The following is a 13,719-nucleotide window of genomic DNA, read 5'->3' on the forward strand; positions in this document are numbered from 1 at the left end:
TACGGATGAAAGAAAAGGATTAATTTTTAACTGAAATGAACCTGATTATTCTCTCCAGATCTCGATCACGTCAAACTTAACAGTTCCATTTGGAACTTCGATTTCGGCAGTATCCCCAACTTTCTTTCCTAGAAGACCTTTTCCTATGGGAGAATCTACTGAAATTTTTCCCGATTTAAGATCGGCTTCACTCTGTGCAACTAATTTATAGGTCATTTCTGCCCCATTCGTTTGATTTTTGATCTTCACATGAGAATGTACCAACACTTTAGAAGTATCTAATTGCGATTCATCTATTACTCGTGCATTGGCAACAACTTCTTCCATTTTAGAAATTTTCATTTCCAACAGGCCCTGAGCTTCTTTTGCGGCGTCATACTCGGCATTCTCACTCAAATCTCCTTTGTCTCTAGCCTCTCCAATTGCTTCAGAAGCTTTTGGTCGCTCTACATCTTTAAGATGATTTAATTCATCTCTAAGCTTTTTTAACCCTTCAGGGGTATAATAAGATACTTTACTCATAACTTTATCGTTTTAATATTTCGCGGCCAGTGGATTAGAGCCTCTGGAGCCGGAAAAATACCTTATAATGATTCTATTAATAATTGAATTCCTGAATGCGGAATTGCCCGGATCAAAAGTTTTTGGCTCTCCGGGTATAAACTATTGTATCATTAACTGAAAAAATCCCATTTCTAACGGGATTTCTTTAAACAAATGTAAGAAATTTAATCTTTCGGAACAATTATATTATTTTCGTTCCAACTCAATATTCTATGAAAAAATTTTTAAGCTTACTAGTTGTTTTTATTGTTATTACAGCTTGTTCCGGATCTGATGATGAAATTCGAAATAATCCAAATTTGCCCGATCTAAATTTTAGATTTCAACTGAATCTTAGTTTCCCAGAATATAATGATCTTCAATTTCCAGGAAATTCTTATGCCACTACTAACTATGGGATTAGAGGTGTGGTAATCTACAATATTAATAACTCACAATACACGGCTTTTGAACTTAGTGATCCCAATCATCCACCAAGTAACTGTTCAGGGATGACCGTTAATGGCGTAATCGCTACCTGTGGTTGTGAAGGGAATCAATATAATGTAATTACCGGAGAACTTGTAGAAGGGGATGGTCAATACACCATGAGACCTTACCGCGTACAGCGATCTGGCAACCAATTACAGGTTTTTAATTAAAAAAGCCTCCCCTTCAAAACCCTACATTTTGAAAAGGAGGCAGCTAAAATCCTTAAAGCTTTTAGAACTTTAAGGTTAAACCTAACAAAAAGTTAGTAGTGGCTTGTGGATAATACCCGGCTCCATCTAAAGTTTGTACTCCGGAAGGAATATCTTCATTAGGAACATTAAATGTGAAATAATAACCGTTGGAGACATATTTCTCATTAAAGATATTGTTCACCAGACCCGTGATGACAATTTCTTTAAAGACCCAGGGCTGTTCCCAGCTATACTGTACATTAAAATCGTTTACAAAATAGCTATCAAGTTTAGAGTTTTCTGCTTCCACATTACTCATGAATTGTTCCCCAATATATTTAGAAAGGAGATTAAGTTCTAAACCATTAATTGGCTCATAGTTAAAAATATTTCCGGCAACGATCTCCGGAGAATAAGAAATATCTGTGTTTCCATATTCCTGTAACTCTCCGTTAAAAGTTGAAACAAAATCTACGTTCTTATTCTGGCTCAAAGAAATATTAGGTCTTACTGAAAACTTATCTGAAAGCCTAACTGTTGCATCTATTTCCAGTCCTAATCTATAACTGTTCCCGCTATTCTGGCGGATAAAGGCTCCCACATCATCAATTCCACCAGTAAGCACCAATTGATTTTGATAATCCATATAATACAGATTAGTGTTTACCTGAAAATTTTGAGAATTATGCCTCCACCCCAGTTCAAAATCATTTAATTCTTCTGGCTCAGGATCTCCATTCTCATAATCATTGCGGCTAGGTTCTCTATGCGCTTTTGCGTAAGACAGGTATAGCTGGTTAAAAGGATTGATCTCATAGGTAATTCCTGCTTTCGGATTAAAAAAGCTGAAGCTATCATCATTCAAGAAACTGGATTGATCGTCCAGCATGCCGTGAGTTTCATAACTCACAGTTCTTAGCTGAAGGTCGGCATATCCGGCAAGTTTTTCAGTAATGGCGAAATTTGCTTTTCCATAGATATTGAAATCAGTTTTATCTGCCTGATTAAAATAATAGGGTTCATAAGGATCATTATTCCTGGCAAATCTTGTGTAGAGCACTTCCCCGAAATGATCGCCTTCATATCTATTCAATCCACCACCAAGCGTCACATCCCAATTGGTATTTTCATAATTTAAACTGAAGACCGTTCCGTAGAAATGATTGTCCAGCCATTTTGTACCAACAATATCAGAGGTAGTCACTTCTTCCCCTTCTGCCACGAAGGTGGGCAATCCAAATTCTGCTAAATCTGCATCTTCATTGTACTCTTCATAGTAACCCCTTCCGTAGGTATAATGAAACGCGATATTTGAAGACCAGTTGCTATTATAGTCCTGGTTCCAAAGTAGCTGATAGTGATCCTGTTTATAATTATCGGTTTGATTATCGTAGAATTTAGTATTTCCATTCTCATCGGTATAGATTCCCGCAGGATTAAAAGTCCGGTCATTTTCCAGCGTTTCTTTATCTATCCCATACCATGCCTGGTAAGTGCGTTCGCTACCACCAAAAGTCAATGCTTTAATGAGTGTATTATCATCTACAAAAGTTCCTTGCAGAAAATAAGACTTTAAATCACTGCTTGCACGATCTATATAACCATCGCTTTTAATCTTTGAAGCCCGTCCAGAAAAGGAAAAATGGTCATTAATAAGCCCGGTACTAAATTTCACCGTATGTTTAAAAGTATTGTAAGACCCTATACTATTGGCAATCTCACCTTGAGCTTCTTCTTTATAAGAATCGGTTAAAATGTTTAGGCTGGCACCAAAAGCACCTGCCCCATTGGTAGAAGTACCCACACCTCGTTGTAGCTGTAGGTTTTCTACAGATGAGGCAAAATCCCCCAAATTCACCCAAAAACTTCCCTGGCTTTCGGCATCATTATAAGGAATTCCATTTATGGTCACATTAACTCTGGTGGCATCACTACCTCGAACGCGGATTCCCGTATAACCTACCCCGGCTCCGGCATCTGTAGTAGTAACCACATTGGGCATATAACTCATCAAAACCGGGATATCCTGGCCCAGGTTTCGATCTTCGATTTCCTCATTACTAAGATTGCTGTAAGTAATAGGAGATTTCTCTGTTACCCTCACCGCAGAAAGGAAAACTTCATCTAATGATTCTTCAGCTCCCGAGAGGTCTATATTCAGCGTTTTATCTGAATCTATCACAACTCTTTTACTTTTCTGATTTCCGAAGACAAAAACCACCGTGTACGTGCCATCTTCAAGGCTCAAAGAATAATTACCATCTTCGTCGGTAAGTGTTCCTGTTCCTGTACTTTTGATGTAAACCGAAGCTTCATTTAATGGAACTCCATTTTCGGTAACGGTACCCGAAAGTTTAAATTCTTGTGCATAGGCCTGTATGGAAAGTACTAGAAGACCTACAAAAAATAATACATTTTTCATCCGTAATAAATTTTACGAATAAAAGGGGCGATTACTCTTCTTGTTTAAGTTTATAAATAAAAAAATCCTGAAGCTGCCATTTGGCAAAATCAGGAGTACATACACTGCGCTTTCACGCAATTCCCTTGGCAGCATTACCTGCCCAGGTTCATTGGGTATGATCTCAGCCCATTCGGGCACCCCTTATGAGATTACGGCGCAAATGTAAGTTGCTTTTTTAGAAATACAATACATTTGAAGAGATTTGCCATATTTGGCTTAATTTTAGATTTAAACCTGAATAATGTATAGTGCGAAACGCTCCATCACCGCAAAAGTAGTTACCGGATATGTAATTGTAGCCATTTTAGCAGCTCTTGCTGTTTGGTATGTCTATAACCAGGTAATCGATTATTCTGAAATCGCTCAATCTAACACCGAAAATAACCGCCAACTTATTCTGGTTAGCGAAATAAGCACCAATCTAAACGAATCTGAAAATACCAGTCGCCGACTTATTCAAACAGGTTCAGAAGAGGAATTAAAACTTTATAATTCCCAGATCGATACTATAAAATCCAAACTTAACAGGCTTGAAGAGATCTATCAAAATATAGATCTTGAAAATGAGGTGGACAGTATTAACAAGCTTCTGAATAAAAAAACTGAAAACTTAAAGGAACTTGTTGCCCTGAGGGATACCGATAGAAATACAAATTATTATTCTAAAGCTTTAAGTGAACTTAGAAATATTGATCAATCTTTTAAAGATTATAGTTATGAGAACAGATTCAGAAATCTTAAATCTTATCAAAAAGATATCCTGGTTAAATGGCTGGAATATTCAAAAGAAGATAATGAGGAGCGCATAACCACCCAACGTCTTGATTCTGTTGTGAAATCTGTAAAAAGGGTTTTAACAGATCTTGAATTTGCTAACAGACAATTTCAGAATGAGGTAATCCAAAAGGAGAATGAATTATTGAACAATGATCTCATCCTGAATCAACAACTTCAAAGTTTATTGGCCGAACTTGAATTAAAAGAAAGGGAGAATTCAGTAGAAAGAGCTGAAATTTTTCAAAATATGCTAAATAAAACTTCAAATATCATCTTTCTTGGAGGTTCAGTTATCCTGCTTATTATCCTCTATTTTATCATTAACATTATTGGAGATGTAACCCGAAGTCAGCGTTACAGAGTTCAGCTGGAAGAAGCAAAGGAGTTCGCTGAATCCTTACTAGCCAGTCGGGAGCAATTTATGGCCGCGATTACTCACGATCTTAGAAGTCCGCTTACCACGGTAATGGGTTATACAGATCTTATTCAGAAAACCGATCTCAATGAAAAACAGAAGCATTATTTAACCCAAATTAAAAAATCTTCAGAATTCATCCTGAGACTTGTAAACGACCTTTTAGATCTATCCAAATTAGAGGCGGGAAAAATGCTGGTTGAGAAGCTTTCTTTCAACCCAAAAAACCTTATAAAAGATACGGTAAACAATATTATTCCTGCGGAAAAGAAAAAGGATGTAAAGATCCAAATCGAAGTTTCAAAAGAAACCAATGTTCAAATACAGAGCGATCCTTTCCGGATCAAGCAAATTCTGGCAAATCTTATCTCAAACGCCTGGAAATTTACAGAAAAAGGAAGTATTCTTATCGCTGCCAAACTTCAGGAAAGTTCTACTGAAAATCATATTTTGGAGATCAGGGTGAAAGATTCAGGAATCGGAATTTCCAAGGAAATGCAAGCCAGCATTTTTGAGGAATTTTCCCAGGAGAATAGCAGTATTGAAAAGCGTTTTGGGGGTTCCGGGCTGGGGCTTGCCATCACCAAGAGACTTACCGAATTACTTGAAGGGAAAATAAAAGTAAATAGCGAACAGGGAAAAGGAAGTGAGTTTATTATTACTATTCCGGTATTAAAGCTTTCAGAAACCAGGGAAGAAGCAGAAAAAGAAGAAAATACCGAAACGATTATTGAAGAAAATAATTTACAAACTTCGGGAATGAGAGCTTTAATCGTGGATGATGAACCGGGACAGTTATCACTAACCATGGAAGTAGCGAAATCTATGGGGTTTGAAATTGAAACTGCTGAAAATGGAAAGGAAGCCCTTGATCGACTTAAAAACACTGAATTTGATCTTGTGCTAACCGATATTCAAATGCCAATTCTTGATGGTTTCCAGCTTATTAAAAACATTCGTACTAATGATGACCTTAAAGATCTTCCGGTAATCGCACTTTCAGGAAGAACAGATATCGCAAAAGACGTCTATAGACAATTAGGTTTTAACAACAAATTACTGAAACCCTATAAGCCTACTGAACTAAAGCAAAATATAGCCCAGTTACTGGAGGTAAAATATAAAGAAGAGGTGGCTTCCGAAGAATCTCACAATGGCAACCTTAAATCTGAAAATTATGACCTCAGCGACATTTATGAATTCTCTGGCCATGACGATCAGGCAATGCAAACCATTATACAGGCATTTCTCGAAGGAGCTGGCAGCAGCAGTTTAGAACTTGAAGTTGCTTACAAAGAAGGGGATATTGACAAAATGGGAAAATTAGCCCATAGAATGCTTCCTATGCTACGACAAATGAAAGCAAATGAGGTTATACCAGTCCTTATAAAAATGGAATCCAAAGAGGAAGTAAAAAAATCTGAATTTATCTATTTTCAGAAAAAACTGAAAGAATTAATGTCCAGCTTAGAAACCGATATTACAGTTTAATACCGTATTGTTTCAATTTATTATAAAGTGTTTTTCGGTCTATGGAAAGCATTCTGGCAGCTTTACTCTTATTCCCACCAGTCTTTTCCAGCGCATCCAGAATTAATTGCTCCTCGTTCTTATTCTTAAACAGGCCATAATCATTTTCATTGGTACGTGAAGAAGTTGCAATCTCATGGGGCAATACTTTTAAAGGGATAAGGTCATCCTGAGTTAAAAGTACGGCACGTTTTACCATATTCTTAAGCTCTCGAAGGTTTCCGGGCCAGTTATAGTTTTTAAAGGCATGAATAGCCTCATCTGTAAAACCAAGAATATTCTTTTCAAGATCTCCGTTTGCTTCATCTAAAAATTGATTCGCAAACAACATAAGATCTTCTTTCCTTTCCCTTAATGCAGGAACTTTAATAGAAAACTCATTTAATCTATGATAAAGGTCTTCTCTAAACTCCCCTTCTTTTACTGCTTCAGAAAGATCTTCATTGGTAGCCGTAACAACACGAATATCAACTTCTACCTCATTATTGCTACCTACAGGCTTAACTCTACGCTCTTGTAAAGCTCTTAATAATTGTACCTGAAGTTCATAGGTAAGATTTCCAATTTCGTCCAGAAACAGGGTTCCTCCATTTGCTGCTTCAAAATGTCCCGTTTTATCGTTAATTGCTCCAGTAAATGAGCCTTTAAGATGTCCGAAAAACTCACTGGAAGCGATCTCCTTCGGAATTGCTCCACAATCTACCGCTATAAAAGGAGCGGCATGCCTTTTACTCTGCAAGTGAATACTTTTAGCTATCTGTTCTTTTCCTGTACCACTTTCACCGGTCACTAAAACCGACATATTTGTAGGGGCAACTAATTCTACATAATCACTTAGCCTTCTTGAAGGCTCACTCACCCCTTTAACCAGATCAAGATTTTCTGTTAGAGGGCCCCTGTTTTTCCTGGCAGGCTTAGGTTTTGAAACCACCGGAGCTACTTCATTGGTATGCAATGCATTTTCAATGGTTTGCAGAATAGATTCTGGTCTGAAAGGTTTGGAAACATAGTCGAACGCTCCTTCTTTCATGGCATTTACAGCCATACTTATCTCTGCATAACTGGTCATTACAATAACCTGAGTAGACGGATTTTCTGCTTTTACATTCTTCAGAATCTCTAATCCATCATTATCAGGTAACCTAACATCGGTTAAGACCAGATCAAATTTATTTGATGATATTTTTTTAAAGGCTTCAGAAGCTGAATAAACAAGAGTTACCTTATAATTCCTTTTCTCAAGAAAGGTTTTTAGCATGGTACCAAATGCTACATCGTCTTCAACAACCAAAACTTTAGACATAGATCAATTTTAAAAAGCTCAACAAAGGTAATAATCTTTAAATCATTAGGTTTTAAAAGAAAGCATAAAAAAAGAGAGGTTGATGTGCAACCTCTCTTTTCTGACAATTTTGTGGTTATATAAATTGTCTAAAACTAATTCCCATTTAACAGACTTCTCAACATCTTGAAAAAATAAACAAGCAAAAAAGTGATTCTTAGTGTTAGTTTTCTGGTTGTTGTTTTCAGGATAGAACCTGAAAACAATCACTTTTTTGCGTGTTCACGGGGGTAGATTAACTACTTAACTCTTCATTGATCTGCTGTCCAGGAGTTGGTTTCTCCTAAAACGGACATCTATTCTTTAGACTCATCTAGATCATCTTCTTCAATCCAGTTACCATCCTGATCGATAAAAACCTTTTCGGTCTCACCTTTCACATCCAGTTTAAGCTTGTAAACTTTCAAATCGCCTTCGCTCTTTACCCAGGCTTCAGAAGCAACCGCTCCATTATAATCTGTCATCACAGCATCTTTCACAGCTTGCGGTAATGCCATCACTTCAACAGAAGCAAATTCTTCCTGCTCCACTTCCATTTCCATTTCAGTCTCTACCTCTACTTCTTCCACTTGTGCGTGAAGATTATTAGTAGCAAAAAACATAGCTCCAATGGTCATAATACCTAATGCAATCTTTTTCATAATTATTGTTTTATTGATCTATTTAGTTTGATCTTTTAGTTATATCAAACACAATAGAATAATTATGCCATTTTCATCAATACACCCTAAACACCTATAAAACAAAGTGATATTAAATAATACAGTATTTATTTCACAAAATATTATGTAGAAAGATGAGTATTCATTATTAATACTTGTGGAATTTAGTCCTCACCTCCATGAATTTTTTAGACTCTTTAAGTATCTCTAAATGCTGTAAAATAGAAAAGACTCCAAAAGGAGCCTTTTCAATCCGAAAATCTAAATTATAAAACAGAATAAATTAGTTAGTTGATAATCTATTCCGTTCCCAATACTAACCTACTTAATACATTGTAAAAATCGTACCACTAACCAAAATACATAGAAGAACGCCTACTTATACTGAAAAATAGCATGTTAAATTTTTCATCCTGAAATTACAGGTAGATAATTCCACAAAAAACATGTAGACCCTGCCTCATAATTGGGGAGTATTTCTACACTTTTTACTTTAAGGGATCTTTTCTATTTGCCTTAATTTCAGATTTTTTCTTTTTGGCTTTCAATCTTTTAATTTTTGAAGCCCTCGTAGGTTTTGTCTTCTTACGACGTTTAGGTTTTTTAAGTACTTCTTTAATCTCAAAAAGGAAATTTTGAGTTACAATATCTTTATTGGTGTGCTGACTCCTGGAATCCTCACTATTCATCTTAAGAATCCCTTCTTTATTGATCCTTCCCGATAACTTATTAAATATGCGTTTCTTTTCCTGATCAGAAAGCGCCTGAGAATTTTCAACATCAAAACTTAACTCTACTTTTGTTGCCGTCTTATTTGCATGCTGACCACCGGGACCGGAGCTTCGCACTGCTTTATAGTCCAGTTCAGTTAGAACGAATTCTTCATCCATATTATGAAGCCTGATGGGAGTCTTTCAATAGATCTGAAACTGTTTTAACAGGATTAAATGTTTCTACAGGAACTTCCACAAAAATGGTATTCCATTTTGCCATGCCTCCATTCCATAGACCGGGACGTTCTAGAGCCTTTAAGGCTTTTCCATACTTAGTCTTATCAGCGATAAAGCTCATTTCCTTATCTACATATCCAGGTAGATCGAAACCTTCTCCGTTATGATCTTTCAGACTACAAACGATATCTACCGGGTTAAAATGAGTTGATTCCCGCGCTGTTTTTGCCTGTTCTGGATTATCATTATCTATCTGAGCACCTTCAATAATTTGAAGTGAGATTTCTCCATTTTTATCTTTTACAAGAAAAGGACCTCCTCCGGGTTCTCCCTCGTTTTTAACCATTCCGCATACTCTTAGCGGACGATGTAATTTCTCTTTCAGATCTTCAATAAATAAATCATGATTAGATGAGCTTTTAATGAAAAGCTCCTCATTTAAAAAACGCTGAATTTCATCCAATTTTTCAGAAGGTACATTTCCTTTTTCCAGGGTTTCTAAATACTTGAAAATTTGTTGCTGAACCTTGAAAAGCTTCCCTCCTAACATCTTTTTATAATTCGCAACATTTTGCATTGCCTCTTCAGTTACCACATTGTCAATATTTTTAACAAAAACAATCTCTGCATCTAACTGATTTAGATTTTCTATCAAAGCACCATGGCCTCCGGGTCTGAAGAAGAGGTCATTCTCTTCAGTTCTAAAAAGCTCAAAATTATTATCTACCGCGATAGTATCTGTCTTAGGATCCTGATAGGAATATTCGATTTCAAATTTAACCCCGGTCTCGTTTTCTACTCTTTCCTGGATCTCTTTCCATTCTCCCTTAAATTTATCTTTATCTCCTTTTGCAACCGTAAAATGCAGTTTAGCAACTCCATTTACCTCAACATATTTCGCTGCTTCCAACAAGTGTTCTTCAAAAGCAGTGGCAGTATTCATATTATACTTATGAAATGGCACTAATCCTTTTGGAAGATTGCTTAAATACAAACCATCAGACTCCAAAATAGTCTTTACTAATATCTTATGCCTTTTATCGTTGGAAAGATCTTCATAATCTGAATGATTCTTTTTAGCTCTCTCCACAGCGTGTTCATAAAATGGCAACTGCTCCATATGATTGAAAAAACGCTGAAGATCGGCATCCTGCTTTTTATCAAGATAATCTCTTAAAGTATCATTTTCAGGATCAAATTCACCTGCAAAATTGTGCAATGCTTTGAACATTCTGGATGCCGCACCAGAAGCCGGTACAAATTTCAGGATGCTGTGATTATCTTTTTCAGCATCATAAAAACTGATCAATTCTTTTTTACCTGCTGGCTCTATCCTGCTTATTCCATTTCCTACGGTCGCAGCTTCGGTAATATTCACCTTAATATTTCCTCGCTTAAAGATCTCCACCTGCTCCTCGACTTCTTGGGTTGAAAGCCCTTTCTCTTCAATCTGCAAAATATCTTTTTGACTAAAATTCACGATCCTTATCTTTTAATAGTTGGTCAATTTTTTTCACTGCGTTATTTAAACGCTCTTCCCTGTTTCCTTTTAAAATGAAATAAGGTTTTTGATGTTTATCCAGAGTATTCTGAAATCTTTGAAACATCCCTTCACGATCGTGAGGTTTATCTCTCAAATCATCTGGTGTCCAGGGAACATCAATATACGTCAAAAAGTAGAGATGATAATGGTTGTTTAACGCATGTTTAAGAAGTTGAGGATCGCAATAGCCCTCATAATAAGCTTCGGAATATACTTTAAGTTCCAGCAAGTCTGTATCGCAAATTAGCAGGTTATCTGCTTGTTTTGAAAGTTTGTTTTCGGCTTCCATCTGCCCTTCTGCGATTGGAATAATATCTTTAGGTTCACAGATGCGTTTTTCAGTATCCCAGACTCCTTGAAGATATTCCCGCATAAATTCTTTCACCATGGGCTCCTTGTAGTGACTGGCGAGATCTTCGGAGAGAGTGGTCTTTCCCGTAGACTCAGACCCGAAAAGGACAATTTTTATGCAGGACGCAGGTCGTTGCGCAAGTTTTTCTTCCATGCTTTATAGCCGTATATCGCAATTATTGTGAATACCAAATATTGCAGACTGGTAAAGGTAAGACCTTTATAAAAGTAGAGTGGTACAGAAATAATATCTCCTATAATCCAGTAAATCCAGTTTTCGATTTTTTTCTTAGCCATTAACCACATCCCCACAAAGAAAATCGCTGTGGTTACCGTATCTATATAAGCGGTCCAGTTATTCCATTTGTCAAAATATTCGTAGACCGCAAACACAAATAATAAGGTTCCCAAAAAAATAAACACAGACTGAAATTGTTCCTTTTTAGTAGTGCTTGTAATAGGGGTATAATGCTCTGGATCTACTTTTCGGGTCCAGATATACCAACCATAGATGCTCATGGAGAAATAGTAAGCGTTGATCATCATATCTCCTAGCAATTGCCACTGCCATAACAGATACACAAAGATCAATGTGCTCACAATACCGGTTGGGTATACCAGAATATTATTTTGCTTGGAATACCAAACCGATAGAAATCCGAAGATTACCGCAATGATTTCGAGAATTATAAAAAGTGTTGGATAATCTGAATACTGACTAAAGAAATAATCAAAAATCGGCTGCATATTCGCTACGGTCAGATTTCACGATCTTTACGTACATAAGTCCGCGGTCTATCGCTTCAAATGCATTTTTGATCTCTTTATTTAACAATCCCATTACCTCATCATAATCTCCATAAACCTGGGTACTCAGTGGGTTTTCTTTCACTGTAAGTCCCGACTCTCTCATTTTTTTGATGAAATTAATGATCGCCGGTTCATAATTATCCTGAATGGGCGTAAGTGTAAGTTCTACTGATATGTTCATTGAATTCTATTTTCCAACCAAAGTTAGCCAAAACTGAATGGAATTTTAGATAATTGAGAATGAACAATTGAAAATTGATAATCCGGAGGAGATAATTAGGCTCTTCACATGGAAGAATTTCTTGAAATATGGAATTATTGAAAGGCCTTCTTCCTATAATTTCGAAGAAGTGAAGCGACTGAGAAATCTCTTTTTAAAATACAATTTCTTATAGATTTCTCCCTTTGGTCGAAATGACAAAAATTTCCAACCTTAAAGACATCCTGCGACTGCGCTCAGGATGACATACCGTAAGACCGTCATGCTGAACCTGATTCAGCATCTGTTGAGACCCTGAAACGATCCCGATAGCTATCGGGACAGGGCGACGATAAAACATTAATATATTTGCGATTATTGCAATGAGCTTGTCGAGGTGCTTTACTATTCCATGGAATGAATCCCGATCATATTGCCTTCGGTATCCTTAGCGAGACTTATAAAACCATATTCCCCAATAGACATTTTCGCCCTTTCCACCTTTCCCCCGGCATCTTTTATCCTCGATTCTTCCACACTACAATCCTCACTGAAAAAGTAAACAATAGTACTATTCTTTCCTACGTCCATTCCTTTCATATAAACCAAAGCTCCTGAAGCCTTACCCTTAGATTCCATATCCCCAGGAAACCCGAGCATTTTTATTTCCTCGTCGGTGGGATCTCCTATTTCAGATAATTCCGTTTTAAATACTTGCTCGTAAAAAGATTTGGCCCGATTAAGATCGTTTACATAGATCTCAAACCAAACGACCGGATTTTCAATATTCATAATTATTTAATTTATGGTTGATTACCATTAAATTTAAAACTAATTAATGAATTTCGAGCTTATAGGCATTTGGAAGAAGTAAAACGATTAAGGTTTTTCATGGGTATATTTTTCTTAGAGATTTTTCCCTGCGGTCTAAATGACAAAAATTTTCAACCTTTGACATCCTTCGACTGCGCTCAGGATGACAAACCGGAAGATCGTCAAGCTGAACTCGTTTCAGCATCTGTTGAGACCCTGAAACGAGTTCAGAGTGACGAATTGATTTCTCAATAATTCACGGTAAATAGAATGATGGAGTTTTTTTCATAGAAATGCCTTCGACTACGCTCGGGCTGACAAAGTATCCTCATTTCGAAGAAATGAAATGACTAAGAAATCTGTTTTCAAATTTGATAGCGTCCTCAGTTTCGACTTCGGGACCCGTAGGCGAAAGAAGCGTTAAAAAAGAATTGCTGTTTGACCAAAGGGAGTTCAATTCTTTTAGCTTCCGAGCCGTAAGGGGTGAACAAGAAAATGAAGACTAGATTTTTTGTTTCTTTTTCAGCAATGGAAAAAGAAAAGAAGGTAATTGAAGATCAACTATGAGATTGCGTCACTGCGTTCGCAATGACCGGAAAAACAATGAGCAGAAGAAGAGATTTCTCCCTGCGGTCGA

Annotated in this window: 12 protein-coding genes; 2 read left to right on the forward strand and 10 right to left on the reverse strand. The window is 36.7% G+C overall.

Annotated elements, in window-relative coordinates; translation table 11 throughout:
- Positions 1–45: 45 nt before the first annotated feature.
- A complete protein-coding gene (gene greA, locus GFO_RS14370) occupies positions 46–522 on the reverse strand; it encodes a transcription elongation factor GreA (RefSeq protein ID WP_011710893.1) in 477 nt (158 codons plus the stop codon).
- Positions 523–776: 254 nt separating this feature from the next.
- On the opposite strand from greA, the gene GFO_RS14375 reads away from it, so the two are divergent.
- On the forward strand, positions 777–1,205 hold the full coding sequence (locus GFO_RS14375; protein ID WP_011710894.1) for a Rieske (2Fe-2S) protein: 429 nt from the start codon (positions 777–779) through the stop codon (positions 1,203–1,205).
- A gap of 61 nt (positions 1,206–1,266) precedes the next feature.
- Here GFO_RS14375 and GFO_RS14380 read toward each other — a convergent pair whose 3' ends face one another.
- Positions 1,267–3,648 (reverse strand): TonB-dependent receptor, encoded by a 2,382-nt coding sequence (locus GFO_RS14380; RefSeq protein ID WP_011710895.1) that lies wholly within the window; start codon positions 3,646–3,648, stop codon positions 1,267–1,269.
- A gap of 283 nt (positions 3,649–3,931) precedes the next feature.
- Here GFO_RS14380 and GFO_RS14385 point away from each other — a divergent pair, with 283 nt between their 5' ends.
- On the forward strand, positions 3,932–6,373 hold the full coding sequence (locus GFO_RS14385; RefSeq protein WP_011710897.1) for a hybrid sensor histidine kinase/response regulator: 2,442 nt from the start codon (positions 3,932–3,934) through the stop codon (positions 6,371–6,373).
- On the opposite strand, the gene GFO_RS14390 is transcribed toward GFO_RS14385, so the two are convergent.
- The 8 genes from GFO_RS14390 to GFO_RS14425 form a co-directional block, all read right to left on the reverse strand.
- Complete coding sequence (locus tag GFO_RS14390; protein WP_011710898.1) at positions 6,363–7,715, reverse strand: sigma-54-dependent transcriptional regulator; 1,353 nt, start codon at positions 7,713–7,715, stop codon at positions 6,363–6,365. The genes GFO_RS14385 and GFO_RS14390 overlap by 11 nt on opposite strands.
- Positions 7,716–8,050: 335 nt before the next feature.
- A complete protein-coding gene (locus tag GFO_RS14395) occupies positions 8,051–8,395 on the reverse strand; it encodes a hypothetical protein (protein WP_011710900.1) in 345 nt (114 codons plus the stop codon).
- 509 nt (positions 8,396–8,904) lie between these two features.
- Complete coding sequence (gene arfB / locus GFO_RS14400; protein WP_011710901.1) at positions 8,905–9,306, reverse strand: alternative ribosome rescue aminoacyl-tRNA hydrolase ArfB; 402 nt, start codon at positions 9,304–9,306, stop codon at positions 8,905–8,907.
- 1 nt (position 9,307) lies between these two features.
- The gene (locus GFO_RS14405; protein ID WP_011710902.1) at positions 9,308–10,846 is read right to left on the reverse strand and encodes a DUF4301 family protein; all 1,539 of its coding nucleotides are present in this window, start codon (positions 10,844–10,846) and stop codon (positions 9,308–9,310) included.
- Entirely contained in the window at positions 10,836–11,414 is a 579-nt protein-coding gene (locus tag GFO_RS14410) for an AAA family ATPase (protein WP_011710903.1), read from the reverse strand. The genes GFO_RS14405 and GFO_RS14410 overlap by 11 nt, the downstream gene beginning before the upstream one ends.
- Complete coding sequence (gene pnuC, locus GFO_RS14415; protein ID WP_011710904.1) at positions 11,375–12,007, reverse strand: nicotinamide riboside transporter PnuC; 633 nt, start codon at positions 12,005–12,007, stop codon at positions 11,375–11,377. The genes GFO_RS14410 and pnuC overlap by 40 nt, the downstream gene beginning before the upstream one ends.
- Positions 11,991–12,251: a thiamine-binding protein gene (locus GFO_RS14420; RefSeq protein WP_011710905.1), complete on the reverse strand. Its 261-nt coding sequence runs from the start codon at positions 12,249–12,251 to the stop codon at positions 11,991–11,993. Before GFO_RS14420 ends, pnuC begins: the two co-directional genes overlap by 17 nt.
- Positions 12,252–12,674: 423 nt before the next feature.
- Entirely contained in the window at positions 12,675–13,061 is a 387-nt protein-coding gene (locus tag GFO_RS14425) for a VOC family protein (protein ID WP_011710907.1), read from the reverse strand.
- Positions 13,062–13,719: the final 658 nt, after the last annotated feature.

The organism is Christiangramia forsetii KT0803 (genome assembly GCF_000060345.1).
Classification (GTDB): Bacteria; Bacteroidota; Bacteroidia; order Flavobacteriales; family Flavobacteriaceae; genus Christiangramia; species Christiangramia forsetii.

What these genes read in the sequence shown, in the direction of transcription:
- GFO_RS14380 (WP_011710895.1), bottom strand. Translation starts at nt 3,648, where the DNA reads ATGAAAAATGTATTATTTTTTGTAGGTCTTCTAGTACTTTCCATACAG.
- GFO_RS14425 (WP_011710907.1), bottom strand. Translation starts at nt 13,061, where the DNA reads ATGAATATTGAAAATCCGGTCGTTTGGTTTGAGATCTATGTAAACGAT.
- greA (WP_011710893.1), bottom strand. Translation starts at nt 522, where the DNA reads ATGAGTAAAGTATCTTATTATACCCCTGAAGGGTTAAAAAAGCTTAGA.
- arfB (WP_011710901.1), bottom strand. Translation starts at nt 9,306, where the DNA reads ATGGATGAAGAATTCGTTCTAACTGAACTGGACTATAAAGCAGTGCGA.
- GFO_RS14390 (WP_011710898.1), bottom strand. Translation starts at nt 7,715, where the DNA reads ATGTCTAAAGTTTTGGTTGTTGAAGACGATGTAGCATTTGGTACCATG.
- GFO_RS14385 (WP_011710897.1), top strand. Translation starts at nt 3,932, where the DNA reads ATGTATAGTGCGAAACGCTCCATCACCGCAAAAGTAGTTACCGGATAT.
- pnuC (WP_011710904.1), bottom strand. Translation starts at nt 12,007, where the DNA reads ATGCAGCCGATTTTTGATTATTTCTTTAGTCAGTATTCAGATTATCCA.
- GFO_RS14395 (WP_011710900.1), bottom strand. Translation starts at nt 8,395, where the DNA reads ATGAAAAAGATTGCATTAGGTATTATGACCATTGGAGCTATGTTTTTT.
- GFO_RS14410 (WP_011710903.1), bottom strand. Translation starts at nt 11,414, where the DNA reads ATGGAAGAAAAACTTGCGCAACGACCTGCGTCCTGCATAAAAATTGTC.
- GFO_RS14420 (WP_011710905.1), bottom strand. Translation starts at nt 12,251, where the DNA reads ATGAACATATCAGTAGAACTTACACTTACGCCCATTCAGGATAATTAT.
- GFO_RS14375 (WP_011710894.1), top strand. Translation starts at nt 777, where the DNA reads ATGAAAAAATTTTTAAGCTTACTAGTTGTTTTTATTGTTATTACAGCT.